This is a genomic window from Pseudonocardia sp. OZ21 (assembly GCF_059359135.1).
In genome coordinates this window covers 13,152-38,221 of sequence record NZ_JCADBN010000029.1, presented here as the reverse complement: position 1 = coordinate 38,221, position 25,070 = coordinate 13,152, and the positions used below count along the sequence as shown (strand labels likewise).

The window sequence follows — 25,070 nt, the reverse complement described above, 5'->3', positions numbered from 1 at the left end:
AGCGGGGCGCACGTTCCGTATCGTCGAAGCGGGGTCACCGTTCCGATTCTAGGAGGAGTCATGAGCCGCAGTCCTCGGGAAGTCGTCGAGCAGGTACGTCGCATGGTGGCCGGGGAGGGAGTCGTGTTCGCCGACCTCTTCGCCGCGGACGGGGTGCTCAGCTATCCCTTCGCGCCGCCCGGGATGCCGCGCGAGCTGCGCGGCCGGGACGCGATCCGGGCCTATCACGGCGCCGCGTCCGGGCGACGGGAGATGTTCCGGATCGAGGGCGTCGACGTCGTGGTCCGCGAGACCGACGACCCCGAGGTCGTGGTGGCCGAGATCGAGCACCACGGGCACTCGCACGCCACCGGCAGCCCGTACCGGTTCCGCGCACTCGGCGTGATCCGGGTGCGCGACGGCGAGATCGTCAGCTACGACGACTACATGGACCCGATCGCGACTGCCGCACTGCTCGGCCGCACCCCGGACCTGGTGGCCGCGCTCTCGGCGGCCTGACCGCACGGCTCAGAGGCGCCGGATCGTCGGCCAGATCTCGGCCCAGGCGCGGTTCCGTCCCTCGAGCAGGAAGATCGGGTTCCCCTGCATGAGGTTGGTGACACGCACGTCGTTGTCCATGGCGCCCACCTGCGTGACGCGGTCGAAGGCCGGCGCCAGGGAGGTCGGGTCACCGACGAAGAGCACCGCGCCGGAGTCCTCCGGCGGCACGCCGAACCACGCGGCGCCCCTGGCCCCGCTGTATGCAGGCAGGTCCGGCGCGAAGTGCTGGACCGCCGACACCGTCCAGTAGTCCCCCGTGACCACCACGGCGTTCCGCGCGGTCTCCGGCGGTAGCGCGCGGTGCGCGGCAACCACGTCGTCCACCATCTGCGGCCAGCCGATCTCGTCGAGCTGGAAGTTGCCGATCATCAGCGGCTGGTCGGCGTGGGCCGAGACCGGCTTGATCGGCAGCACGTGGAGGACGCCGAGGACGAGCACGGCCGTCACCGCGTAGACCGGCCACGTCGGCACCCACCGCCACCAGACGGCCGGCCTGCGCTGCTCGATCGCGGCCGCCGACGCCGCCCAGAGCACCGGGAACATCCCGGCGATGTAGTACGGGCGACCGCCGCTCACCAGGAAGATCAGGGTGACGCCGAGCGCCGTGACCCCGAGGAACCGGTACGCCGGGTCGGCCAGCAGCCGTCCCACCCCGTGCACGGCGAGCACCGAGCCGACCAGGAACCCGACCATGAGCAGCGCCACCGGCAGGAAGCCGATCATCCCGCCGGCGTAGACGCTCTCGGCGGCCACCGCACGGCTCATGCCCAGCTGCGGCCATCCGTTCTGCGCCTGCCAGACGAGCGTCGGCACCGTGGTGAGCACCGCGATCGCACCGCCCAGCCAGAGCGCGGGCCTGCGCAGCAGATCGCGCGGGCCGAACACGAGCACGGCGACGATCGCGACGGCCCAGAACGCCCCGACGAGGAACTTCACCTGCAGTGCGACCGCCGTGACCAGTGCCGCGGCGATCAACAGCCCGTCGGCCCTGGTGCGCACCCACCGCACGAGCAGCCAGGTCAGCGCCGTCCACAACGCCGGGTCGAGCGTCGAGGTGGCCAGCAGGTGCCCGGTGCCCAGAAAGTTCGGCGACAGTGCGTACGCACCTGCCGCGAGCAGTTGGGCGCGCCTTCCGCCTCCGAACTCGCGGGCCAGCAGCGCCGCCAGCACGACCCCGGCCGCCGTCGCGAGGGTGGCCGGGATCCGCAGGACCGCGACCGACCCCGGGGCGATGGTGTCCATCGCGAGCGCGATCAGCGGCAGCAGCGGCGGCTGGTCGGCGTACCCCCAGGCCAGATGGTGCCCCGCCGCGATGAAGTACAGCTCGTCGCCGAAGTAGCCGTAGCGGCCGCTCACTGCGGTGAGCAGCACCGCGACGGCGCCTGCCACCAGCAGCACCGGGCCGCGAGCGAGAGCCGGTAGCGCCCGTGCAGGTGCCGGGCTCGTGATCGTCGTCATCTTCGTCCCCCCAAGGTCCACAGCAGACGCTAGGGGGCGGCCCATCGGGCCGAATCAGTCGATCGACGGATCTCCGGATCAACCGGACGCTAGGCCGTGTTGAGGAAGTACTGATCGATGGGCTTCGTGATCCAGATTGTCTCTGGCAAGGCGCCGCCCCGAGCCGTCGTACCTGGTGTACCCGGTCGGGGCGGCAACGCCGCCAGGGACGATCTGGGCGCGAAGACCGCGATCAGTAGCTTTCTCAACACGGCCTACGACTCGGCGATCTCCGCGGCAGCCAGCCAGTCGAGCTCGACGGTCTCCTGCTCGGCGAGCACCGCCTTGAGCTCGGCGTCGAGCTGAAGGAGCCGGGCCGGGTCGGTGGCGGCAGCGGCCAGCTCCTCGTGCAGCTGCTTCTCGCGCTTGCTCAGCGTCGTCATCCGGCGCTCCAGCCGGGAGGCCTCCTTGCGCGCGGAGCGCTGGTCGGCGGCGTTCGACGCGGGCTTCGCAGGTGCCGATCCGCCCGGAACCGCGGACAGGCCCGTGGTCTGTTTGCCTGCCGCGGCACGGCGCTGCAGGTACTCCTCGATCCCACCGGGGAGGTGCGTGATCTTCCCGTCGCCGAACAGGGCGACGACCGTGTCGCAGGCCCGTTCCACGAGGTAACGGTCGTGGCTGACGACGACGAGCGTGCCCGGCCAGCCGTCGAGCAGGTCCTCGAGGCGCGAGAGCGTGTCGACGTCGAGGTCGTTGGTGGGCTCGTCGAGGAGCAGGACGTTGGGCTCGGCCATGAGCAGCCGGGTGAGCTGCAGACGGCGCCGCTCGCCACCGGACAGCTGCCCGACCGGCGTCCACTGGCGAGCCGCGGGGAACCCGAGCCGCTCCAGCACCGACGACGCCGTCAGCTCCAGCTTGCCGAGCCGGACGTACTTCGCCACCTGCTCGGTGGCCTCCAGCACGCGCATGTCCTTCGGCAGGTCCACGAGCTCCTGGCTGAGCTCGGCCAGCTGCACGGTGGTGCCCTTGACCAGCTTTCCGCCCTGCAAGGGACGCTCGCCGGTGAGCGTGCGCAGCAGGGTGGTCTTCCCCGAGCCGTTGACGCCGACGATGCCGACGCGGTCGCCGGGACCGAGGCGCCAGGTGACGTGGTCGAGCAGCGTGCGCCCGGCGATCTCGGCCGTGGCGTCCTCGAGTTCCAGCACCGTGCGGCCGAGCCGGTTGGTGGCGAACCCGAGCAGCTCCACGGAGTTGCGGGGCGGTGGGACGTCGGCGATCAGCGCCTCGGCCGCCTCGATCCGGAACCGAGGCTTCGACGTGCGCGCGGGCGCGCCGCGGCGCAGCCAGGCCAGCTCCTTGCGGGCGAGGTTCTGCCTGCGGGCCTCTGCCGCGTCCGCCTGGCGGGAGCGCTCGGCGCGCGCGTAGACCCAGTCGGCGTAGCCGCCCAGGTAGCTCTCCACGCGCCCGTTCGCGACCTCCCAGGTCCGGGTGCAGACGGCGTCGAGGAACCACCGGTCGTGCGTGACGACCACGACTCCGCAGCGACGGGACAGCAGGTGCCCGGCGAGCCACCCGATGCCCTCGACGTCGAGGTGGTTGGTGGGCTCGTCGAGCACGACGAGGTCGGGGTCGCCGACGAGGGCAGCGGCCAGCGCCACCCGCCGCTTCTCCCCTCCCGACAGACCTTCGACGCTGCGGTCGAGGTCGCCGATGCCCAGGCCGTCGAGCACGTCGCGGACCTTGGCGTCGGCAGCCCACTCGTGGTCGGCTGCCCCGTCCCACGCGGCGAGCACGACGTCACGGACGCGGGCGCCCTTCGGCAGGGTGTCGCCCTGCGCGAGGTGCGCCAGGTTCAGGTGGCCGACCCGGCTGACCCGCCCGCCGTCCGGGGCGCGGTCGCCGGTGATGATGTCGAGCAGCGTGGTCTTGCCGCCACCGTTGAGCCCGACGACACCGACCCGCTCCCCGCGCTCCACGCCGAGCGACACGGCATCGAGCAGGACGCGGGAGGCGTCGCCGGGGACGTGGGCGGTGACCGACTCGAGGTTCACCAGGTTCTGGGACGAGACGCGCGGGGCCATCAGGCGCGCACCGGAGGCCAGGACGAGGGCGGGCCCGGCGGTTCGTGCAGGTCGACCACGCGGGCGCCGGGGACCGGTCCGTGTGCCACCCGGACGGTGCGGCAGACGCCGACGCCTGCCAGTTCGGTGGCCACGTCGATGGCCGCTTCCGGACCCGTACACAGGAACGCGCACGTCGGCCCGGAACCCGAGACGAGCCCGGCCAGCGCACCAGCGGTGACCCCTGCCCGCAGCGTCCGCCGCAGGTCGGGAGCCATGCTGACGGCCGCGGCCTGCAGGTCGTTGCCCAGGCTGAGGGCGAGCTGGCGGGGGTCGCCACCGGCGAGCGCCTCCAGCACCGGCTCGACCGGGCGGTCCGGCGGCGGTTCGTCACCGCGCAGCCGGTCGAGCTCCCGGAAGACGCTCGGCGTCGAGAGACCGCCGCGGTGCAGAGCGATCACCCAGTGCTGCGGGTGCCGGGACAGCACCGGCACGATCCGCTCGCCACGGCCGGTGCCCAGCGCGGTGCCCCCGTAGAGGGCGAAGGTGACGTCGCTGCCGAGCTCCGCCGCCAGCACCGAGATCTCGTCGCGGGAGAGGTCGAGCTTCCACAGCGACGACAACCCGACGAGCGCGGCGGCCGCGTCGGCGCTGCCGCCCGCCATGCCACCGGCGACGGGGATGCCCTTGCGCAGCACCAGCCGCACGTCCGGATCCCGGTCGGCGCGCTCTGCCAGGAGCTGGACGGCCCGCCACGCGAGATTCGTCTCGTCGGCCGGCACTTCGGCGACGCCCTCTCCATGCACCTCGATGCCCGGGGCGTCACTGGGCGCGAGGGACACCTCGTCGAAGAGGCTCACAGCGTGGAACACCGTGACGAGGTCGTGGTAGCCGTCGTCCCGCAGTGGCCCGACGGCGAGATGAAGATTGATCTTCGCAGGTACGCGCACGGTGACCGGGGGAGGGACGGCTGCGAGCACCCACCAACACTACGTGCGCGCCGCAGCGGCGCGCGGTCAGTGCCCCTGTGACGATCGGGCACGGGCGGCGGCGAGGCCTGCGAACGCCTCCACACCCAGCGTCTCGGCCCGTGCGGACGGGTCGATCCCCGCTGCTCGGAGTGCGTCCTCGGCCGCAGCGGGAGAGCCGGCCCAACCGGCGAGGGCCGACCGGAGTGACTTGCGGCGCTGCGCGAAAGCGGCGTCGATCAGCCGGAACACCTCGGCGCGGTCACCGGGCGGCGGGTCCCGGCGGTCGAAGGCCAGCAGCCCGGAGTCGACGTTCGGCACGGGCCAGAACACGGCTCGCGGCACGGGGCCCGCCCGGCGCGCGGACGCGTACCAGGCCAGCTTCGCGCTCGGCACCCCGTAGGCCTTGCTGCCGGGCGGTGCGGCGAGCCGTTCAGCCACCTCGGACTGCACCATCACCAGCCCTCGCCGCAGCTGCGGCAGCTCGGCCAGCAGGTGCAGGACCACGGGCACGCCCACGTTGTACGGCAGGTTCGCGACGATCGCGGTGGGCACGGGACCGGGCAGGTCGGTGGCCAGCACGTGCAGCGCGTCGGCCGTGGTGACGGTGAGCCGGTCGGCCAGCGCCGGGGCCCGCTCGGCAGCGGTGGTCGGCAACCGCGCGGCGAGCACGGGATCGATCTCCACGGCGTGCACCGCGCGCACGGCAGGCAGCAGGGCGAGCGTCAACGACCCGAGGCCCGGCCCGACCTCGAGCACGACGTCGTCGGGCGTGAGGTCGGCGGACCGGACGATGCGGCGCACCGTGTTGGGATCGTGCACGAAGTTCTGCCCGAGCCGCTTCGTGGGCCGCAGCCCCAGCTCCCCGGCCAGAGCCCGCACCTCGGCGGGCCCCAGCAACCGCGACTGTTCGTCCGTCACCCTCGGAGGGTGCACCGGGCCGCGATGGCCCGTGTCATCGGGGCAGGCCGAGCTTGCTCGCGCAGGCCGGCCAGGCGCCGTAGCCACCGCGGTCGTCGCGGACCTTGGTGCCGACGGCGATCTGTTCCTCGCGGCTGGCCTGGTGGGGCAGCTGCGCGTAGTCGTCGCCGCCGTAGGCGCGCCAGGTGCCTGCGTCGAACTGGAGACCGCCGTAGTAGCCGTTGCCGGTGTTGATTTCCCAGTTGCCGGTGGCCTCGCAGTCGGCGAGCCTGTCCCACACACTGCCGTCGGAGATGGCCGGTGCCTGCGCGATGTCGTCGTTGGTGCCGACCTTCACGACGCGGGGCTTCGGCTCGGTGCTGCTCCCGGCCCGCACCTGCTCGCGCCGGACCTCCTTGCCGTTCTGCACGTAGACCCGCATGATCGCCGTCTGCTCGCCGGACTCGCCCTTGTCGATGACCACGCGCTTGCCCCGGGGCATGTCGGGGTCCTCGATCAGCTCCTCCGGCGGCGGGATGTCGCGGACCACGACGACCTCACCGACACCGTTGCGCACGACCTGTACCGACGCGCCGTCGGTGAGGGGGGTGTCGCCGGACGGCACGCTGACGTCGTCCGGGCCGAGCTGGATGCCGCGCTCGGCGAGCAGACCGGCCACGGTGCCCGCCGTGGTGGTGACGTCCGCGGGGCCCCCGGTGCCGTCGGTGATCGACACGGAGCGCGGCACGTTCAGCTTCAGCGCGAGACCGGCCAGCGGGATGCTGGTGGCGGGAGCGGCCGACATCTGGATCGGGGTGGCGTCGACGCCGAGCACCTTCAGTGCGTCGCCCACCGACGCCGCCGTGGTCCAGACCTCGCGCTCGGAGGTGCCCTCCACCAGGGTGAGCTTGCGGGCCCGGCTGAGGATGACGTGGTCGCCGTTGCTCAGCCCGGTGGGCAGCGCGGGCTCCACGCGGTCCTGCGGGGCGGGGGTGAGCCCGGCCGACTCCAGTGCCGCGGCGACGTCGGACCCGAACGTGTGGACGGTGCGGTCGTGGCCGTCGACCGTGATCGTGACGGTCTTGTCCATGGCCAGCGCGGTGGCGCTGCCACCGACCAGCGCGACGAGCACGGCCAACACGGTGCCGCGGACCAGCAACCTGGCCGGGGCCCGCCCGGGGGCGGCTGCCTGCCGGCGCCGACCGGCCCTGGTGGGCGCAGGCGCCGCGGCCGGAGCGGCCTCCGGCGCGACCACCGCTGCGAACGGCTGGGTCAGGGGCTCGGCCTCGACCCGGGAGGCGACGGCCGTGACCACCGGGATCGGCCCGGTCGCGTCGTCGTCGATCGGCCGGATCCGGCTGGTGACCTCCTGCGCGGGGATCACGGCGAACGGGCCGGTCTTCGGATCGGCGCTGGCGTCGATGGCCCTGGCGTCGATCGTCCCGGTGCCGTGTGCCGGCCGCGTCATCACGGGCGCCTGATGCCGCCCGGCGGCGCGCGCAGCGACGATCTTGGTGGTGCGCTCCGTGGCGGACTCGCCAGGGGCTGCAACCGGCTTCCGGGACTGCTCGAGCAACTCGGCAGGCGATGCGGGGAACGTGCCGGTGTCCCCGCCGCCGTACCAATCGGCGTAGGGGTCTTCCGTCGGCACTGCGACAGGGGGCGCGGTGACCTTTTCACCCCCACGAGCACGCGGGGCACGGTGGCGCGCGCGAGTAGAGACGTCGACCACTGACTGGCATCCAGACCTCGTTCGGACCGGGCAGGGGAGGAATCACCGGTCACGGTGGCCCGGAGGCATGGATCAGGGGGAGCGCCCCGGACCACCGTGACCGCTGTGCTGGGGAGCGTTCCCCACCCCGGCTTTAGCGATCACGGAACCGTAACGGGCAGTCACGGTCGATGGCTCACCGAAATACGGTGCCAGCGCCGAGTGGGCCGTTGCCTACGCCGAACGAGCGCCGTCCGTGCCGCCCGCCCGCGGGAGCGCGACGGGTGGCAAGTCGGCGAAGCGGAAGATCCGTTCGGCGTTACGTCGAGCGCTCGTGGCGAGCCGCTCGTCCGTGACCCCGCGCAATGCCGCGATACCGCGCACCGTCCACGGGAGGCAGTACGGCTCGTTGGCCCGGCCGCGGTGCGGGTGCGGGGTGAGGAACGGGGCGTCGGTCTCCACGAGCAGCTGCTCCTCGGGCACGACGACCGCCGCTTCCTGCGGGTCACGGGCGTTTCGGAAGGTGACGGGACCGGCGAACGACAGGACGTACCCGGCCGCCGCGCACTCCCGGGCCATCGCCGCGTCGCCGGAGAAACAGTGGAACACCACGGTCTCCGGCGGCCCCTCCTCGCGCAGGATCCGCAGCACGTCGTCGTGCGCGTCCCGGTCGTGGATCATCAGCGGCTTGCCGATCCGCTTGGCGAGGTCGATGTGCCGCCGGAACCACTCCTGCTGCGCGGCGGGCGGGGAGTGGTCCCAGTAGTAGTCGAGCCCCGTCTCCCCCACCGCGACCACCCGCGGGTCGCGGGCGAGGCGCTCGATCTCCGTGAACCACTCCTCCGGCACCGCGGCCGTCCGCGTCGGGTGCAGGGCGACCGCGGCGGCCACCCGCTCGTCCCAGTGGGCCGCCTGCACCGCCCAGCGCGCGGACGCGAGGTCGTCGGCGATCGTGACGGCGCGCGTGACGCCGACGGCCTCGGCCCGGTCCATCGCGGCCGCCACGTCGGCGGCGTCCTCGCACCCGCAGGCGTCGAGATGGGTGTGGGCGTCGACCGTCGGCGCGGGCAACGGCTCGGGGGCGGGCGGCCGCTCGCGTCGCCCGTGCACGGCGCTCACTTCAGGATCGGCGCCCACTCGGGGCCGGTCTCGCCCAGCTCGGGGTCGAGCTTGGTGAAGATCGGCGTGGGCTTGGCCAGCGGCCGGCCCACCTCGATCGGCACCGACTGCCAGCGCGCCTGCTCCCGGGTGTAGTCGCCGGTGAGGATCGGGTTGATCCGGCCAGGGATGTCCAGGTCCGGGACGTCCAGCAGCTCCGGCTGGGCGGCCCACACGCCGGTGCCGCCCAGCGCCTCGTGCACCTTCTGCGCCGAGTGCGGCAGGAACGGCGTGAGCAGCGTGTTGGCGTCCTGCACGACCTGCAGCGCGGTGTGCAGCACCGCGTCGCGACGGTCCGGGTCGTCCTTGAGCTTCCACGGCTCCTGTTCGGACAGATAGCGGTTGGCCGCGGAGACCACCCGCATCGCCTCACTGATGCCGGCCCGGAAGCGCGAGCGCCGCAGGTGCCCACCCACCGTGTCGAACGCGGCCTTCGACAGCGCCAGCAGTTCGGCATCGGCCGCCGCGGGCCGCGTCGGCGCCGGGATCGCGCCGTTGTTCTTGTGCGCCATCGAGATCGACCGGTTGACGAGGTTGCCCCACTCGTTGGCCAGCTCGAAGTTGACCCGGCGGACGAACTCGTCCCACGTGAAGTCGACGTCCTGCGTCTCCGGCCCGGCCGCCGAGATGAAGTACCGCAGGCTGTCGGGACCGAAGTCGCGCAGGACGTCACCCAGGTAGATCACGGTGCCGCGCGAGGTGGAGAACTTCGAACCGCTCATCGTGAGGAACTCGCTCGAGGCGATCTCCGTGGGCAGGTCGAGCACGCCGTAGGGCCCGGGCTCGCCGCCGTGGTCGCCCTGGCCGTTGTGGCCGAGCAGCAGCGCGGGCCAGATCTGGGCGTGGAAGGTGATGTTGTCCTTACCCATGAAGTAGACGTGCTCGGCGTCGGGGTCGTTCCACCACGCCTTCCACGCGTCGGCGTCGCCGGTGCGCCGGGCCCACTCCACGCTGGCGGAGAAGTAGCCGATCACCGCGTCGAACCATACGTAGAACTTCTTGAGCGGCTGGTCGCGCCAGCCGTCGAGCGGGATCTTGACGCCCCAGTCGAGGTCGCGGGTGATGGGCCGCGGCCTCATGTCGTCGACGAGGTTCCTGGTGAAGTTCAGGACGTTGGGTCGCCACCCCGTCTTCGTGGACAGCCACTTCCCGAGCGCCTCGGTGAACGCGGGCAGGTCGAGGAACAGGTGCTCGGTCTCGACGAACGCCGGCACCTCGCCGTTGATCCGCGACCGCGGGTTGATCAACTCGGCGGCGTCGAGCTGGTTGCCGCAGTTGTCGCACTGGTCGCCCCGGGCCTGCGGGTAACCGCAGATGGGGCAGGTGCCCTCGACGTACCGGTCGGGCAGGGTGCGCCCGGTGGACGGGCTGATCGCGCCCGTGGTGGTTCTCGGGACGATGTAGCCGTTGCGGTGCAGCGCCAGGAAGATCTGCTGCACGACGTCGGCGTGGTTGCCCGTGGTGGTGCGCGTGTAGAGGTCGTAGGTGACGCCGAGCCCGCGCAGGTCCTCCGCGATGACGCGGTGGTACTTGTCCGCGGTCTGCTGCGGCGTCAGGCCCTCCTTCTCGGCCTGCACCAGGATCGGGGTGCCGTGCTCGTCGCTGCCGGAGACCATGAGAACCCGGTTGCCGACCATCCGCTGGTAGCGCGAGAAGACGTCGGAGGGCACACCGATACCGGAGACGTGGCCGATGTGCCGGGGACCGTTGGCGTAGGGCCAGGCCACGGCGGTCAGCACGGGGGAACTCATGGGTCAAGACTAGGCCCAGGGCGCCACCGGGTTCCGCGGGCGCTCAGACCGTGGCCGAGCCCCCGGACCAGGAGATCTCCAGCTTCCCGTCGACGGTGCGCAGGACGATCCCGAGCACTTCGCTCGTGAGGTCGCCATCGGCGCCCGGCTGCACGGGCACGAGCCTGCCGCCGACGGCCCGGAACAGCTCGACGCGGCACGCGTGCGGGTGCGCGACGATCATCTCGCGGACCCCGACCCGGCCGTAGAAGTCAATCTTGTCGTAGGTCTCGTCGCCCTCGGAGCGGATCTCGAGGACGAACTCGGCGCCTTCGACGCCCCGGCGAGGAGGAAGAACTCCGTGGCGAACCGCTGGTGAGGGCCGGGGGCACGAGGTGCAGCAGGCCGTCCCACATCTCGTCACGGCGGTCCAGCCCGAGCCTGCGGCGCTCGTCGAGCATCGCCTGGGGCGCGTCGAGCATGAGGACCCGCATGTGCACAGGGTAGCGAGCCTTTCCATTACCGTGGGAAGGGTGAACGTTGAGGTCACGCCCCTGCCCGGAATCGGCGTGCGCAAGGAGTTCGCCATCCGTGGCGGCAGACGGATCGGCGTGGTCACGCACCGGGACGGAAGGATCGAGCTGATCATCTCCAAGTCGGACGACCCCGACGCCTGCCTCGCGGAGGTGCCGCTCACCGTCGACGAGGCCGGTGCCCTGGCCAACCTGCTCGGTGCCCCCCAGCTCGTCGCCCAGCTCACCGAGGAGCACCGCGACCTGCCCGGCATCCACACCCGCCAGATCCCCGTCGGCCTCCCGTTCGACGGGCGCACGCTGGGCGACACGGCCCTGCGCACCCGCACCGGCGTCTCCGTCGTCGCCGTGATGCGCGCCGGCCAGGTGCACCCGAGCCCCACGCCGGACTTCACCCTGACCGCCGGAGACCTCATGGTCACCGTCGGCACGTCGGAGGGGCTCGACAACGCTGTCAAGATCCTCAAGCGGGGCTGACCGCGGGTGGATCACACCGCGCTGGAACTGATCGAGCTCGGGGCCGTCTTCTTCGGGCTGGGACTGCTGGGCCGCCTCGCCGGGCGGATCGGGTTGTCCCCCATCCCGCTCTACCTGCTCGGCGGCCTCTGCTTCGGCGCAGGCGGACTCGTCCCGCTCAGCGGCATCGAAGGCTTCACCAGCCTCGCGGGCGAGGTCGGCGTCGTGCTCCTGCTCCTGCTGCTCGGGCTGGAGTACTCGGCGGCCGAGCTCGTCACAGGCCTGCGGCGGTCCTGGACGGCAGGGATTCTCGACATCGTCCTCAATGCCGCGCCGGGCGCTGCCGTGGCGCTCGCGCTGGGATGGGGGCCGGTCGGGGCGCTGGTGATGGCCGGTGTCACCTACATCTCGTCGTCGGGGATCGTCGCGAAGGTCCTCTCGGACCTGGGCCGGCTGGGTAACCGCGAAACGCCCGTGGTGCTGTCGATCCTCGTGTTCGAGGACCTCGTGATGGCGCTCTACCTGCCGATCCTCACCGCGGTGCTGATCGGTGTGAGCCTCGTCGGCGGCCTGACCGCGGTCGGGATCTCGGTCGCGGTGCTCGCCGTCGTGCTCGTGGTGGCGCTGCGCTACGGGCGGTTCGTGTCCGCACTCGTCGACTCGCCCGACCGTGAGGTCTTCCTGCTCAAGGTGCTCGGTGCCGCGCTGCTGGTGGCCGGTTTCGCCTCCGCGATGCAGGTCTCGGCGGCCGTCGGGGCGTTCCTGCTGGGCATCGCGATCTCCGGCTCCACGGCCGAGAACGCCACCAAGCTGCTGGAGCCGCTGCGCGACCTGTTCGCCGCGGTGTTCTTCGTGGTGTTCGGGCTCAACACCGACCCGGCGTCGATCCCGCCGGTGCTCGGCTGGGCGGTCGTCCTCGCGGTGTCCACCACGCTGACGAAGCTCGCCACGGGGTGGTGGGCAGCGCGCCGGGTCGGCATCGGGTCACTGGGCCGGGCCCGCGCCGGAGCCGCGCTGGTGGCGCGCGGCGAGTTCTCGATCGTCATCGCCGGGCTGGCCGTCGGCTACGCGGCGGTCGACGAACGCCTCGCCGCCCTCGCCACCACGTACGTGCTGCTCATGGCGGTGATCGGACCGGTGGCCGCCCGCGTGGTGGAGCCTGCGGTGCGCTGGGCACGCGCGAAGCGCCCGTCCACCGCGCCCGCCCCCTCGGCCGGCAACTGACCCGGACCTCGCGACATGGTCACCTGACGCTGATTCGCGAGCCCTGCGAACAGCGATATGTGGCCATGTCGCGGCGTGCCGGTCAGGAGCGGGCGGCGAGCGTGGCCTCGTAGAGATCCCGCTTCGGCACGCCTGCCGCCTGCGCCACCACCGCCACCGCGTCCTTGAGGCGCTCGCCGTCGGCCACCCGCTCCTCGACGGCTCCCACCAGCGACTCGACGGGCGGCGCGGCGGAGGGCGCGGCGCCGGCCAGCACGACCGTGATCTCCCCGCGCACAGGTCCCTCGGCGGCCCACTCCGCAAGCTCGGAGAGCGGGCCGCGGAGCACCTCCTCGTAGGTCTTGGTCAGCTCCCGGCACACGGCGGCGCCCCGCTCGGGGCCTAGCACGTCGACCGCGTCGGCGAGCGTCTCGGCCAGCCGGTGCGGCGACTCGAAGAACACGATCGCCCTCGGCTCCGTGAGCAGCGTGGTGAGCCACCTGCGTCGTTCGCCGGCACGCCGGGGCGCGAAGCCCTCGAAGCAGAACCGCTCGCAGGGCAGACCGGAGAGCACCAGCGCCGTGGTCACCGCGGACGGCCCGGGCAGGCACGTGACGGGCAGCCCCTCGGCCGCCGCCGCCGCGACCAGCCGGTAACCGGGGTCGGACACGGCGGGCATCCCCGCGTCGGTCACCACGAGCACGGTGCGCCCGGCACGGACGTCGTCGAGCAGCCCGGGGAGGCGGGCGGCCTCCACCGCGTCGTAGTGGCTCAGCACCTTGCCCGACACCGTGACACCGAGCGCGGCGGCGAGCGAACGCAGCCGCCTGGTGTCCTCGGCAGCCACCACGTCGGCCGTGGCCAGCGCAGTGAGTAGGCGCGCCGACGCGTCCCCGGCGTCACCCAACGGGGTGGCCGCGAGCACGAGACGGCCGGACACCGGGTCAGCAGACATGGCTGGCAGCCTACGATCGGCGACGTGGCCACCCGCAGCGACGACCGCTCGCGAGCTGTCACAGCCACTCGAGCCACCGCCGACGCCCCCGCGGGCAACCGGCCGATCGGTGATGCTCCCGCGCCCGGCCTGCACCCGGCCGACCCGACGGTCCGGCTGGGCGCCCCGCCACCGACCGACCGGCTCCGCGGCTGGATCGTCGCGATCACCCTGGCGCTCATCGCCGGGGCGGTCCGTTTCGCCGGGCTGGGCCGCCCCACCGACGGCGGCACCCCCGTCTTCGACGAGAAGCACTACGTGCCGCAGGCCTGGCAGATGCTGCGCAACGGCGGGGTCGAGGACAACCCCGGATATGAGTTGGTGGTGCACCCGCCGCTGGGCAAGCAGCTCATCGCGCTCGGGGAGTTCTTCTTCGGCTACGACGGGTTCGGCTGGCGCGCGGCCGCGGCACTGTCCGGCACGCTGATGGTGCTGCTGATCGTGCGGGTCGGGCGCAGGCTCACCCGTTCCACGCTGCTCGGCGCCATCGCCGGGGTGCTGCTGATCTGCGACGGCCTGTCGCACGTGCAGTCGCGCATGGGCATGCTCGACGTGTTCTCGGCCCTGTTCGTGCTGGCGGCGTTCGCCACGCTCGTCCGCGACCGCGACGACGTGCGTGCCCGGCTGGCGATCGTGATCACCGAGGGCCGGATCCACGACTCGCCGTACGGTCCGCGGCTGGGGGTGCGGTGGTGGCGCTTCGCCACCGGCGTGCTGCTCGGGCTGGGGTGCGCGGTCAAGTGGTCGGGCGTCTACTGGCTCGCGGCCTTCGCCGTGCTCGCCGTGTTCTGGGACCTCACGGCCCGGCGCGCCGCAGGCGTCGAGCGGCCGTGGCTGGGCACGCTACGGCGGGACCTCGCACCCGCGCTCTGGGCGCTGGCCCTGATCCCGGTGGTGGCCTACCTGGCGGCGTGGTGGGCCTGGTTCGGCAGCGAGACCTCCATCGACCGGTACGCCGTCGGCGTGAAGGTGGGTACCGGCGGAGCCTGGTCGTTCGTCCCCGACGCGCTGCGCGGGCTCTGGTACTACAGCAGCAAGGTGCTGGAGTTCCACACCGGACTCACCACGCAGGCCAGCGGCGTGCACCCGTGGGAGTCCAAGCCCTGGACCTGGCCGATGGGCCTGCGTCCGATGCTCTACTACTACTCATCGGGCAGCCAGATCACCGGCTGCGGTGCCTCGTCGTGCATCAGCGCCGTGATGCTGATCGGCACACCCGCGTTGTGGTGGCCGTCGCTCGGGGTGTTCGCCTGGTCGTTGTGGCGCATCTTCACCGGCTTCGACTGGCGCTACTGCGCCGTGGTGGTCGGCTACGCGGCCGGCATCCTGCCGTGGTTCGCCGACATCAACCGCCAGATGTACTTCTTCTACATGACCCCCGTGGTGCCGTTCCTGATCCTCGGCACGGCGCTGGTGATGGGCGAGATCCTGGGCAGGGCGAACGCGTCACGCGAGCGCCGGCAGACGGGCCTGCTGGTCGTCGGCCTGTGGGTGGGCGGGGTCGTCGCCAACTTCATCTGGCTGTGGCCGATCCTGGTCGGCGAGCCGATCACCGCGGAGATGTGGGACGCACAGCTGTGGCTGCCGTCCTGGCGCGCCTGACCGCCGGTCATGCCACCGCGAGCAGCACGCTCGCCCCGAGCGCGAGCCCGGCGCTCACCAACTGCATCGCGGTGAGCCGTTCGCGGAGCACCACGCGCGCCAGCAGCACGACCACCACCGGGTAGAGCGACACCACCACGGCGCTCACTGCCAGGTCCCCGAGCCGGGCGGAGAGCAGGAACAGCACGTTGGCGACGCTGTCGAAGACGCCACTGACGATCATCCAGCGCACAGGCAGCGGCGTGGGCGCCGGCACGGACACCGGCGGGGCCGCGCCGACGGTCTGGCGGTTCCGGGCGACCGGGCGGATCCCCGGGCGCAGCGGCAGCCGGTGCCGCAGCACCAGTGCGCCCACGACCATCACCGAGACGACCCGGCCCGCGAGCAGCGGCCAGAGCCCGGAGTCGTCCGGTGTCGACGCGAGGCCGACGAAGAACAGGCCGAAGCCGACGCCCGCGGCGAGACCGAGCACGACACCGGTGGTCGCCGCGGCGTCCCGGCGGGTGCCCGCGGTGGCCATCAGGATGGCCACCAGCGCCACGACGATCGCCACCACCGTGAGCGTCCCGAGGCGCTCCCCGGTGAGCACGCCGACCGCGAGCGGGAGCCCGGCGCCGACCACCGAGGACAGCGGCGCGACCACCCCCATCGGGCCGACCGCGAGCGCGCGCAGGTAGAGCAGCAGCCCGGTGGTGCCGCCGACGGCGGCGAGCGCACCGAGGCCGATCGCGGCGGCCGACGGCCGGCCGGGCAGCAGCCACGCCGCGGGCAGCAGGGTCAGCAGCCCGGCGGCCTGCGCCACCAGCGTCACGACGAGGACGGGGGCGCGCCGGGCGGCGAGTCCGCCCGCGAAGTCGGCCACGCCGTAGGACAGCGCCGCCGGGAGCGCGACAGGGACGGACATCAGACCTCAGTTCAGTAGAACGTACCCAGAAGGCCAACACACTGGACGGTAGTTCGAGGCGGCGGGAAGTACAACCAACTATCCGGCGCAGTACGGCAGACTGACCGACGTGCAGTCTCCCGAGGATGTGGCCACCGCGGTCGGCCGCAACGTCCGCTCCCTGCGCCAGCAGCGGCGGATGACCATCGACGCGCTCGCCGCCGCAGCGGGCGTCAGCCGGGGCACGGTGATCCAGATCGAGACGGCCCGCGGCAACCCGAGCATCGCCACCCTGGTCGGGCTGGCCGCGGCGCTGCGGGTCGGGGTGGCCTCGCTCGTCGACGGGGACGTCGAGCCGCGGGTCGTCGTCCGCCGCGCGGCGGAGGCGGCCCGCCTGTGGGGCAGCGCGTCGGGCAGCAACGCCATCTTCCGGATCGGCACCGACCCGCCCGACGTCGTCGAACTGTGGGACTGGACGCTGCACCCGGGCGACGGCTTCGACGGGGAGGCGCACCCCATGGGTACCCGCGAGGTCCTCTCGGTGCTGTCCGGCCGCCTCACCGTGCGCGTGGGCACCGCCGTCCAGCACCTGGAGGCAGGCGACTCCGTGCTCTTCCAGGCCCACGCCCCGCACCGGTACAGCAACGACGCGCCCGCCGGCAGCGGCGCCGACCCGGTGCGGTTCGTCATGGTCGTCCTGCAACCCGGCGATGCCGGCCTCGTCCCGGTCACGAGCATCGCGGAGGCCGAGATCCCGCTCCCGTGATCAGCAGCCGTCGGCCCGCAGCGGCCGGTGCACCGGGTCGACGGCGAGCGTCACCCCTTCCACCTCCGAGCGGTACATGCAGCCGCCGCTCGTGCGCACCTCGACGGTGTCGGAGTCGACGAACCGGACTTCAGCGGGGGCCGGCGCCTCCTCCACCCCCTGGTAGACGATCGACTCCTGCTCGAACGGCCCGTTGCCGGCACGGATCACCACCGCGTAGATGGGGTCGATGGCGTAGGGCGCCCCCTCCACCACCACCAGGCGCCGGCCACCGTCGGCCACCTCGGACACCGTCCGGTCGATCCCCGCCACCTGCGACGCGGTCCACACCACGGTCGCCCAGCCGAGTACGGCGATCGTGCCCACCGCCAGCACCAGCACGCGCGCCAGGCCCCCGCGGACGGCCACGGCGAACGCCGACGTGAGCAGCAGGAGCGCGAGCAGCACCAGCCCCGCCGTGAACCATCGCGCGTGGCGCAGGTGGAACGGATCGGCGACCGCCAGCGCGGCGAGCCCACCCACGATCAGGGCGAGCACGGCAAGGATGACGGTACGGCGGAATCTCGGCACCGGATGATTCTCCCGGACGGTGCTCGAGAGCCTCCTCGCAGATGCCGTGCCGCTCAGTCCGTCAGCAGCAGCGTGTAGAGGCTCACGATGAGACCGTCCCTCACCAGGGCGATGTCGGCCCCCTGCACGACAGGCTGTTGCCCTTCCGGACCGAAGTTCCAAGGGAGGTAGCCGAGGTCGCGGACGACGTGGACCGGCCCACCCGGCGTGAAGACGAAGCCCGGTGACGCGTCGAGGAGTGCCCGGGCCTTCGCATCGAGAGCCTCGTGCCCGGTGACGGTGGCCTCCGGGTCGGAGAACTCGACCTCGGGAGCGTGGATCCGCGCGATGGCCGCTCGCCGTCGATCGGCGTCCCGCTCGTTGAAGACCTCACCCAGGTTCCCCAGCATGAGCTCCGCGATCGATGCCATCGCTCACCGCTCCCGTCGAATGCAGAAAACCCGGCAGCTTCCGCTGCCGGGTCCGGTTGATTCGGTGGAGCTGAGGGGAATCGAACCCCTGACCTACTCGATGCGAACGAGTCGCGCTACCAACTGCGCCACAGCCCCGTGTCCGCCGTTTCCGCCGGACGAAGAAACCCTATCAGCCGGTCACTCCCCTGCCGCACGGCGGTAGTCGGGGCGGGCCGGCCCCGCGAGGTCGTGCAGTTCGAGATCAGCCTCGCTGGCCTCGACCAGGGCCGTTCCCGCCGGGAGGGGTGGTGGCGGGGCCGGGAGCAGGCGGGGCAGCGCGGGCTCGCCCTCCAGGGGGTCGGGCAGCGGGTCCGCCGCGTCGGCGTGGCGGCCCGGCCCGGTCCGCAGCAGTTCGCCCGTCCCGCGCACCCGCTCCGACCGGTCCCGGACGGGCCCGTCCTCGTGGTGGCCGGGACCGGTCTCGTCGGGATCGGCATCGTGGTGCTCGTCGGGGTACCCGTCGCCGTCGCTGCCCTCGTCGTACCGGTCGTGCTCGTCGTCGTGCCGGTCGGCCGCGGGCCGCCGGATCGCCTCCCGCCCTCGGCGCGCCCACTCGTCCAGCTCGGGGTCGTCGGCGGACTGCGCGCGGCGGGTGCCCGCCATCCTCGCGGCCCGGCGCTCGCGGATCGCCTCCTCCAGACGCACCTGGCGGCGCAGGTAGACGAGGTATCCGATGAGCATGACGTCGACCACGCCGTGCAGCCACCAGACCGTCGGCACGGAGATCGCGGCGACCACTCCGGTGACGAGCGCGACGATCAGCATCGTGAGCACGACCCGCTGCCGGAACGCGTACCGGGCACGCGCGGCGAGGGCGGCGGCCTCGGGGTCGAACCCGCCCCGGCCGGGGCGGTACCGCGGCGGCGGGCGCTCCCACTCGCGGTCGTCGTCGTACGCCTCGTCGTCCCGGTCCTCGTCGGCGTCCTCGTGGTCCGTCCGGGCGCTCGGGGTGTCTTCGTCCTCCACCTCGTCCACGTCGTCCACGTCCACCTCCAGTTCGCGGCTCACATCCGGACCGTGACGCTGCCGTGGCCGCTCGAGCACCCGCCCGGAGAGCGCTGCCACAGTGGGCCGAGCCACCTCCTGGCGGTGTCGCGCGACCGCGGGCACGAGGATCAGCAACCAGAGCACAACCAGGCTCGCGAAGATCATCGAGCTCGGCACGGCTGCTTCCTCCCCACGGCGCAGTCCGGTAACGATCCCGGTCTCCCCAACCAAGATCGCTCCCCAACGTCCAACGGTAGTGAGCAAGTGCGGGGTACGGGCGGCGACGCGCCGTGGCGGCCGGGTTCACTCCTGTGCAACAGGGTGTCCTTGTGACGGATGTGAACCTTGTGAGGACATGAAGACCACGCGTTGGTCGCAGAGCGTGGTCAGACCCGTTCGGCCCGGCCGGACGCGACCACCCGGCCCGTGAGGCCGCCCGGACCGAGTTCCTCGACCGTGAGCGCGAAGCAGCAATGGTCCCGCCAAGCGCCGTCGACGTCCAGATAGCGCTGGAAGAGACCCTCCCGGCGGAACCCGAGCTTCTCCAGCACCCGGAGGCTCGCGATGTTCTCCGGCCGGACCGTGGCCTCCAGCCGGTGCAGGCCGACCCGGCTGAAGCAGTGGTCCACCACCTGCGCCGTGGCGGCCGTGGTCACGCCGTGGCCGGCCACGGCGGAGTCGACCCAGTATCCGACGTACGCCGAGAGCAGCGGTTCGCGCACGATGTTGCCGACCATCACCTGCCCGACGAAGCGCCCGTCGAGCGTGATCGCGAACGGCAGCACGGCTCCTCGCCTCCCGGCCCCCCGCAGCTGCAGCCAGCGGGCCGGCCACTCGCTCACGGCATGCCGTTGTGCCCAGCCCCCCGGCGTCGTCGGCTCCCACGGCGCGAGGTAGCCCTCGTCGCGGATCCGGATGGCCGACCACGTGCCGGCGTCGCGCAGCCGTACCGGCCGCAGCGCCACCACACCGGCCGGGACCCGGAGTGCGCCGAACGACGCGGGCCAGCCGGGGTGGCGTCCGGTGATCGGAGCCGGGTAGGCATGGGCCATCGCCGGCTCAGGCCGGAGCCGGCAGGAACGCCACACTGACCACCTCGTCCACTGTGGCCTCGGTGACGTGCTCCGGCAAGATGATCAGCCCGTTGGCATCGGAGATCGACGACAACAGGTGCGTACCGGACGTGCCGAGCGGCTGGACGAGGTAGTCACCGGTGGCCTCCTCGCGCAGCAGCCTGCCGCGCAGGTACCCCCGTCGGCCCGCGACGGAGCTGACCGGCGAGGTGAGCCGGGCCGACAGCGTGCGCCGGTGCGGGTCGGTGCGACCGAGCGCCAGCCGCACCAGCGGGCGCACCATCACCTCGAACAGGAGCAGGGCCGTGGCGGGGTACGAGGGGAACAGGAAGGTCGGGACGCCGTCCGGGCCGAACCGCCCGAACCCCTGGGTGGATCCCGGATGCATTGCAACGCGCGTGATGTCGAGGTCGCCGAGCCCGGTGAACGCGGCGTGCACCTCGGCGCCCGCTGCCCCGCCGACTGATCCGCACACCACGATCACGTCGCTGAACGGGAGCCTGCCCTGGATCGCGGTGCTGACGTCACGGGCGTCGGCGCGGACGAGACCGGCCCTCGACGTCTCCGCTCCGGCCTCGCGGGCGGCGGCGGTGAGCGCGTGGGAGCAGACGTCGGCCACCTGCCCGGCGCCCGGGGTGCGCGCCAGATCCACGAGCTCGTCGCCCACGGAGATCACCGAGACCCGCGGCTTCGGGTGGACGAGCACCTTGTCGCGGCCCGCGGCGGCGAGCATGGCCACCTGCGCCGCGCCGATCACCGAGTCGCGGCGCACGACCACGTCACCGGGCTGCACGTCCTCGCCGACCCGCCGCACGAACGCGGCCGACGGCACGCCCTGGTGCACCGACAGCCGCGCGCTGCCCGCATCGGTGTATCCGATCGGGACGACGGCGTCGGCCAGGGTCGGCAGCGGCGCCCCGGCCGCCACCCGTACCGCCTGCCTCGGCTGCAGCCGCAGCGGCTGCCGCGACCCGGCCGGGATCTCCCCGACCACCGGCACCGAGACCGGCTCGTGCTCGGTCGCTCCGGCGAGGTCGACGCTGCGCACGGCGTAACCGTCGATCGCCGCCTGGTCGAAACCGGGCAGCGGCCGTGCCGCCACCACCTCCTCCGCACACCGCAGCCCGTGCGCCTCGGAGATGGCCACCCGCACGGGAGCCGGCTTGACCGCGCTCGTCAGCACCCGCTCGAGCTGCTCGTCGACCGATCGCACGGGTTGTCAGCCGTTCAGGCGGCTGGTCAGCCAGGCGCGGAGGTCGGCACCGTAGTCCGGGTCGTCGAGGGCGAAGTCGACGAACGCCCGCGCGTAGCCGCCCGGGTTGCCCAGGTCGTGCCGGCCACCGCGGTGCACCACCACGTGCACGGGGTGACCCTCGGAGATCAGCAGTGCGACCGCGTCGGTGAGCTGCAGCTCCCCACCGGCGCCGGGGGTGATGCGGTCGAGTGCGTCGAAGATCGCGCGGTCCAGCAGGTAGCGCCCGGCGGCGGCGTACGTGGAGGGCGCCTCCTCCGGCGCGGGCTTCTCCACCATCCCGTGCACCCGCTTGACGTCGCCGTCGTCGGTGTCCGTCACCTCGAACACGCCGTACGCCGAGATCTGCTCGCGCGGGACGTCGAAGGCGCAGAGCACGCTTCCGCCGTACTGCGCACGCACCTCCGCCATCTTCGCGAGCACGCCGGTCGGCAGGACCAGGTCGTCGGGCAGCAGGACCGCGAAGGCCTCCTCGTCGGGGCCGATGGCGTCACGCGCGCAGCCGACGGCGTGACCGAGGCCCTTCGGCTCGTCCTGGGTGACCGCGCGCACCGCGATCAGCTCGTGGGCGCGGCGGACCTTGGCGACCAGCTTCTCCTTGCCCCGCGCGTGGAGCTCCTTCTCCAGCTCGGAGGAGTCGGCGAAATGCGCGACGACCGCGTCCTTGCCCGGGGAGATGACGATCAGCAGCTGCTCGGCTCCGGCTTCGGCGGCTTCGGCGGCCACCAGCTCGATGCCCGGCGTGTCGACGACGGGCAGCAGTTCCTTGGGCACGGTCTTGGTCGTGGGCAGGAACCGAGTGCCCAGACCCGCGGCCGGAACCACGGCCGAGCGGAACGGCAGCGTGGTGGATGCCGAGGGGTCGGTCGTAGCCTCTCTCATGGTCGGCGAGCCTATCGGCGCCGGTAGCGTGGCCGCGTGACGGCACGCGCGAATCGGACCGAACGGGCGGTCGTCGCGGAGAAGAACCGTTGGCGTGCCCGCATCGTCGCGGCCCGCCGTGCTCTTCCGGCCGAGGTGCGCGCCGCCCGGGCGGTGGCGCTCGCCGAGGCGGCGGTGGGGCTCGCGGCGACCACGGGTGGGCCGGTCTGCGCCTACCTGCCGGTCGGCCTCGAGCCCGGCTCGCCCGAGCTGGTGGCCGCCCTGCACGAGGCAGGCCACGAGGTGCTGCTCCCGGTGGTACCCGCGGCACCGGGAGCGCTCGACTGGGCCCGGTACGACGGCGCGGCGAGCGTCGGCGCCGGCCCACTCGGGCTGCGGGAGCCGACCGGGCCGCGGCGCGGGGCGGCCACGATCGCCGCGGCCCGCCTGGTGCTGGTGCCTGCGCTGGCCGCGGACCGCAGCGGCCGCAGGCTCGGCCGGGGCGGCGGCTACTACGACCGCACGCTGCCGCTCGCGACCGCCGGGGTCCCGCTCGTGGTGGTGCTCAACGACGAGGAGCTGGTGTCCGAGCTGCCCGCCGAACCGCACGACCGGCTGGTGACGGCCGCGCTCCTCGCCGACGCTGGTCACACTCCGCTCGGCGGGGCTCCTCTGGGGAACAGGGCGTGATCCGGGAGAGTTATGCTGGCACTCAGTGCGTTCGAGTGCCAGCTCGTCGAGTGCCAGTCCGGAGGGACACGTGCCGACCTACCAGTACGCCTGCACCGCCTGCGACCACCGGTTCGAGGCAGTGCAGTCCTTCAGCGACCCGTCGCTGACCGATTGCCCCGTGTGCTCCGGGCGCCTTCGCAAGGTGTTCTCGTCCGTCGGGATCGTGTTCAAGGGCAGCGGCTTCTACCGCACCGACAGCCGGGCGGGCACCACCGCGTCCGAGTCGGCCAAGAGCGACACGAAGACCGAGACGAAGAGCGAGGCCAAGTCCGAGTCCAATGGCTCCGGCTCCTCCTCCAGCAGCAGCAGCAAGGAGAGCTCCTCGTCGAGCAGCTCGTCCTCCAGCAGCGCTCCGGCCGCCGCAGCCTCCTGACCGGTCCGGCCGGGGGGTTGTCCACATCCCGGTCCGGTTGTCCACAGGTCCGGTGATCGGCCGGTTCCAGCGGTGACCGCGCTCTAACGTCGATGCCATGACGAGAGCCCGGCTCGCTCCGCGCCTGCGGGATCGCCTCGGCGCAGCGCTGGCCGGTCCCGGGTGGCGCAGGCTGGCCCTGCTCCGCCGAGCCGCAGCGGCGGTGCTCGCCACCGCCGCGCTCGTGCTGGCCCTCGCGCCCCGCACCGACGCGGGCGGCACCCCGCTGGTGGTCACCACGGCCGACCTCCCGGCGGGCAGCACGTTGCGTGCCGAACATCTCGCCGTCCGCGAGTGGCCCGCCGCGCTCGCCCCCGCAGGTTCGGTACGCGCGGTGGCTGACGCCGAGGGTCGAGTACTCGTCGGGGCCGCACGTCCCGGCGAGCCCCTCACCGACGTGCGGTTCGCCGGTGCGGGCCTCGCCGCGGGCGGCGGTGGCGGAGCGGCCGTGCCCGTCCGGCTGGCCGACGCCGGCGTCGCAGCTGTGCTCGTGCCGGGCAACCGCGTCGACGTCGTCACCGTCGGGGCGCACACCGACGAGCCGCTCGTGCTCGCCGCAGGCGCCACGGTGCTGGCCGTGTTGCCGGAGGACGGCGGATCCTCCGGGCGGCTGGTGCTCGTCGGGGCGCCGCCGGGGCAAGCGGCACGGGTGGCAGCCGCCTCGCTCACCGAGCAGGTCGCCGTTACCCTCCGCTAGCGTGATCAAGGGTTTAAAGGACTTCGTCCTGCGCGGCAACGTCGTCGACCTTGCCGTTGCCGTGGTGATCGGCGCGGCATTCGGCTCGATCGTCACCGCCTTCACCAGCGGCATCATCCAACCGTTGATCAACGCGGTCACGCCACCGAGCAGCCCCGGCTTCGGAGTGCAGTTGGTCGGTGGGAAGGAGAGCACCTACATCGACTTCGCGGCCGTCCTCAGCGCGGCGCTCAACTTCGTCATCGTCGCCGCGGTGGTGTACTTCGTGATCGTCTACCCGCTCACGGCGCTGCAGGAACGGCGCAGGCGCGGGATCGAGCCCGGGCCTGCCGCTCCCACCGACGTCGAACTGCTCACCGAGATCCGCGACCTGCTGCGCGCCCAGCAGCGCAGCAGCTGAGATCAGTCCCGGTCGTGGTGCGGCGGCCGGTTGACGATCAGTTCCTCGTCGGCGACCGCGGCGGCCGGCTCGTCACGGTCGTCCCGCTCGTCGGCGGTGGTGGACGGCAGGACGTCCCCGAACACCTCGTCGAGCCTGCGTCGCGCCCGATCCGACATTTCCACCCCACCATCCTGCACCGGTGATGCCACCATGGGGGGATGGGACTCACGGAGAAAGCCAAGGAGTTCGCGGACGTCGCTCTGGAGAAGGCGGGGGTGTACTCGGAGAAGGCTGCCGTCAAGGCCGCCGAGCTCTCCGATGCGGCACGGGAGAAGGCCCCCGGCTACCTCGACCGCGCCGCCGATGCGGCGGGCCGGGCCGTCGACACCGCGGCCGCCAAGGTGGACAAGGCCACGGGCGGCCGCTACCACGAGAAGATCGAGGGCGTCACGGCGAAGGTGGGCGAGTCGCTCGACAGGCGGCCGGGCACCGAAGCGCCCGGATCCCCGGCAACCGGCACCACAACAACCGGCACCGTCGTCGACGAGCCGGCCGGCCCGGTGATCGTGCCGCCCGTCCCGGGCGACGTCGCCGGGCAGACGGGCGGGCCGATCACGCCGGCGGCCACCAACCCGGAGGCCACCGACGCCGACGGTCGCGGCGGACCCGCTACCGGCGGACCGGGCACCATCCCCGGCCCGACCGGCTGAC

General features: G+C 72.8%; 27 protein-coding genes and 1 tRNA gene. 10 read left to right on the top strand and 18 right to left on the bottom strand.

The window, feature by feature from the left end:
• Positions 1 to 60: 60 nt before the first annotated feature.
• Positions 61 to 498 carry a nuclear transport factor 2 family protein gene (locus tag AC5L35_RS36130; RefSeq protein ID WP_495064260.1) on the top strand — a complete coding sequence of 146 codons (438 nt, stop codon included), beginning with the start codon at positions 61 to 63 and terminating at the stop codon, positions 496 to 498.
• A 9-nt stretch (positions 499 to 507) separates the two neighbouring features.
• Here AC5L35_RS36130 and AC5L35_RS36125 read toward each other — a convergent pair whose 3' ends face one another.
• The 8 genes from AC5L35_RS36125 to AC5L35_RS36090 all read right to left on the bottom strand — a co-directional run bounded on the left by AC5L35_RS36125 (position 508) and on the right by AC5L35_RS36090 (position 10,928).
• Positions 508 to 1,998, bottom strand: coding sequence for a glycosyltransferase family 39 protein (locus AC5L35_RS36125; protein ID WP_495064259.1), 1,491 nt, complete (start codon positions 1,996 to 1,998; stop codon positions 508 to 510).
• Between the two features lie 254 nt (positions 1,999 to 2,252).
• Positions 2,253 to 4,058, bottom strand: coding sequence for an ABC-F family ATP-binding cassette domain-containing protein (locus AC5L35_RS36120; RefSeq protein WP_495064258.1), 1,806 nt, complete (start codon positions 4,056 to 4,058; stop codon positions 2,253 to 2,255).
• Entirely contained in the window at positions 4,058 to 5,017 is a 960-nt protein-coding gene (locus AC5L35_RS36115) for a 4-(cytidine 5'-diphospho)-2-C-methyl-D-erythritol kinase (protein WP_495064257.1), read from the bottom strand. The genes AC5L35_RS36120 and AC5L35_RS36115 overlap by 1 nt, the downstream gene beginning before the upstream one ends.
• A gap of 36 nt (positions 5,018 to 5,053) precedes the next feature.
• Positions 5,054 to 5,926: a 16S rRNA (adenine(1518)-N(6)/adenine(1519)-N(6))-dimethyltransferase RsmA gene (rsmA, locus tag AC5L35_RS36110; protein ID WP_495064256.1), complete on the bottom strand. Its 873-nt coding sequence runs from the start codon at positions 5,924 to 5,926 to the stop codon at positions 5,054 to 5,056.
• A 34-nt stretch (positions 5,927 to 5,960) separates the two neighbouring features.
• Positions 5,961 to 7,556, bottom strand: a complete 1,596-nt coding sequence (locus tag AC5L35_RS36105; protein WP_495064255.1) for a resuscitation-promoting factor — start codon at positions 7,554 to 7,556, stop codon at positions 5,961 to 5,963.
• Between the two features lie 294 nt (positions 7,557 to 7,850).
• Complete coding sequence (locus AC5L35_RS36100; RefSeq protein WP_495064276.1) at positions 7,851 to 8,726, bottom strand: TatD family hydrolase; 876 nt, start codon at positions 8,724 to 8,726, stop codon at positions 7,851 to 7,853.
• Positions 8,727 to 8,731: 5 nt separating this feature from the next.
• Positions 8,732 to 10,525 (bottom strand): methionine--tRNA ligase, encoded by a 1,794-nt coding sequence (gene metG, locus AC5L35_RS36095; RefSeq protein ID WP_495064254.1) that lies wholly within the window; start codon positions 10,523 to 10,525, stop codon positions 8,732 to 8,734.
• A 43-nt stretch (positions 10,526 to 10,568) separates the two neighbouring features.
• Complete coding sequence (locus AC5L35_RS36090) at positions 10,569 to 10,928, bottom strand: Uma2 family endonuclease (RefSeq protein ID WP_495064253.1); 360 nt, start codon at positions 10,926 to 10,928, stop codon at positions 10,569 to 10,571.
• 109 nt (positions 10,929 to 11,037) lie between these two features.
• On the opposite strand from AC5L35_RS36090, the gene AC5L35_RS36085 reads away from it, so the two are divergent.
• The gene (locus AC5L35_RS36085) at positions 11,038 to 11,514 is read left to right on the top strand and encodes a cation:proton antiporter regulatory subunit (protein WP_495064252.1); all 477 of its coding nucleotides are present in this window, start codon (positions 11,038 to 11,040) and stop codon (positions 11,512 to 11,514) included.
• A 6-nt stretch (positions 11,515 to 11,520) separates the two neighbouring features.
• A complete protein-coding gene (locus AC5L35_RS36080) occupies positions 11,521 to 12,717 on the top strand; it encodes a cation:proton antiporter (RefSeq protein ID WP_495064251.1) in 1,197 nt (398 codons plus the stop codon).
• 82 nt (positions 12,718 to 12,799) lie between these two features.
• Here the strand turns inward: AC5L35_RS36080 and rsmI are convergent, their stop codons facing one another.
• Positions 12,800 to 13,651 (bottom strand): 16S rRNA (cytidine(1402)-2'-O)-methyltransferase, encoded by an 852-nt coding sequence (gene rsmI, locus AC5L35_RS36075; protein WP_495064250.1) that lies wholly within the window; start codon positions 13,649 to 13,651, stop codon positions 12,800 to 12,802.
• A gap of 105 nt (positions 13,652 to 13,756) precedes the next feature.
• Here rsmI and AC5L35_RS36070 point away from each other — a divergent pair, with 105 nt between their 5' ends.
• Positions 13,757 to 15,292, top strand: a complete 1,536-nt coding sequence (locus tag AC5L35_RS36070) for a dolichyl-phosphate-mannose--protein mannosyltransferase (protein WP_495064275.1) — start codon at positions 13,757 to 13,759, stop codon at positions 15,290 to 15,292.
• A gap of 7 nt (positions 15,293 to 15,299) precedes the next feature.
• Here AC5L35_RS36070 and AC5L35_RS36065 read toward each other — a convergent pair whose 3' ends face one another.
• Positions 15,300 to 16,196 (bottom strand): EamA family transporter, encoded by an 897-nt coding sequence (locus AC5L35_RS36065; RefSeq protein WP_495064249.1) that lies wholly within the window; start codon positions 16,194 to 16,196, stop codon positions 15,300 to 15,302.
• A 109-nt stretch (positions 16,197 to 16,305) separates the two neighbouring features.
• Between AC5L35_RS36065 and AC5L35_RS36060 the strand changes: the two genes are divergently transcribed.
• The gene (locus tag AC5L35_RS36060) at positions 16,306 to 16,941 is read left to right on the top strand and encodes a helix-turn-helix domain-containing protein (RefSeq protein WP_495064248.1); all 636 of its coding nucleotides are present in this window, start codon (positions 16,306 to 16,308) and stop codon (positions 16,939 to 16,941) included.
• On the opposite strand, the gene AC5L35_RS36055 is transcribed toward AC5L35_RS36060, so the two are convergent.
• From AC5L35_RS36055 to AC5L35_RS36025, 7 genes are all read right to left on the bottom strand, one after another.
• Entirely contained in the window at positions 16,942 to 17,511 is a 570-nt protein-coding gene (locus AC5L35_RS36055) for a hypothetical protein (RefSeq protein WP_495064247.1), read from the bottom strand.
• A gap of 53 nt (positions 17,512 to 17,564) precedes the next feature.
• The gene (locus AC5L35_RS36050) at positions 17,565 to 17,921 is read right to left on the bottom strand and encodes a nuclear transport factor 2 family protein (RefSeq protein WP_495064246.1); all 357 of its coding nucleotides are present in this window, start codon (positions 17,919 to 17,921) and stop codon (positions 17,565 to 17,567) included.
• A gap of 65 nt (positions 17,922 to 17,986) precedes the next feature.
• A tRNA-Ala gene (locus AC5L35_RS36045) sits at positions 17,987 to 18,059 on the bottom strand.
• 42 nt (positions 18,060 to 18,101) lie between these two features.
• Positions 18,102 to 19,127, bottom strand: a complete 1,026-nt coding sequence (locus AC5L35_RS36040; protein WP_495064245.1) for a SepX/GlpR family protein — start codon at positions 19,125 to 19,127, stop codon at positions 18,102 to 18,104.
• Positions 19,128 to 19,336: 209 nt separating this feature from the next.
• Positions 19,337 to 20,002: a GNAT family N-acetyltransferase gene (locus AC5L35_RS36035; RefSeq protein WP_495064244.1), complete on the bottom strand. Its 666-nt coding sequence runs from the start codon at positions 20,000 to 20,002 to the stop codon at positions 19,337 to 19,339.
• A gap of 7 nt (positions 20,003 to 20,009) precedes the next feature.
• Positions 20,010 to 21,236, bottom strand: a complete 1,227-nt coding sequence (glp, locus tag AC5L35_RS36030) for a molybdotransferase-like divisome protein Glp (protein WP_495064243.1) — start codon at positions 21,234 to 21,236, stop codon at positions 20,010 to 20,012.
• A gap of 6 nt (positions 21,237 to 21,242) precedes the next feature.
• Positions 21,243 to 22,157: a UTP--glucose-1-phosphate uridylyltransferase gene (locus AC5L35_RS36025; protein WP_495064242.1), complete on the bottom strand. Its 915-nt coding sequence runs from the start codon at positions 22,155 to 22,157 to the stop codon at positions 21,243 to 21,245.
• 36 nt (positions 22,158 to 22,193) lie between these two features.
• Here AC5L35_RS36025 and AC5L35_RS36020 point away from each other — a divergent pair, with 36 nt between their 5' ends.
• The 4 genes from AC5L35_RS36020 (at position 22,194) to mscL (ending at position 24,377) form a co-directional block, all read left to right on the top strand.
• Positions 22,194 to 22,826, top strand: a complete 633-nt coding sequence (locus AC5L35_RS36020; RefSeq protein ID WP_495064241.1) for a 5-formyltetrahydrofolate cyclo-ligase — start codon at positions 22,194 to 22,196, stop codon at positions 22,824 to 22,826.
• 70 nt (positions 22,827 to 22,896) lie between these two features.
• Complete coding sequence (locus tag AC5L35_RS36015; protein ID WP_495064240.1) at positions 22,897 to 23,241, top strand: FmdB family zinc ribbon protein; 345 nt, start codon at positions 22,897 to 22,899, stop codon at positions 23,239 to 23,241.
• 97 nt (positions 23,242 to 23,338) lie between these two features.
• The gene (locus tag AC5L35_RS36010) at positions 23,339 to 23,977 is read left to right on the top strand and encodes an SAF domain-containing protein (RefSeq protein ID WP_495064239.1); all 639 of its coding nucleotides are present in this window, start codon (positions 23,339 to 23,341) and stop codon (positions 23,975 to 23,977) included.
• 1 nt (position 23,978) lies between these two features.
• Positions 23,979 to 24,377 (top strand): large conductance mechanosensitive channel protein MscL, encoded by a 399-nt coding sequence (gene mscL / locus AC5L35_RS36005; RefSeq protein WP_495064238.1) that lies wholly within the window; start codon positions 23,979 to 23,981, stop codon positions 24,375 to 24,377.
• A gap of 2 nt (positions 24,378 to 24,379) precedes the next feature.
• On the opposite strand, the gene AC5L35_RS36000 is transcribed toward mscL, so the two are convergent.
• A complete protein-coding gene (locus AC5L35_RS36000) occupies positions 24,380 to 24,541 on the bottom strand; it encodes a hypothetical protein (RefSeq protein ID WP_495064279.1) in 162 nt (53 codons plus the stop codon).
• Between the two features lie 36 nt (positions 24,542 to 24,577).
• Between AC5L35_RS36000 and AC5L35_RS35995 the strand changes: the two genes are divergently transcribed.
• The gene (locus AC5L35_RS35995) at positions 24,578 to 25,069 is read left to right on the top strand and encodes an Rv0909 family putative TA system antitoxin (protein ID WP_495064237.1); all 492 of its coding nucleotides are present in this window, start codon (positions 24,578 to 24,580) and stop codon (positions 25,067 to 25,069) included.
• Position 25,070 lies beyond the last annotated feature (1 nt).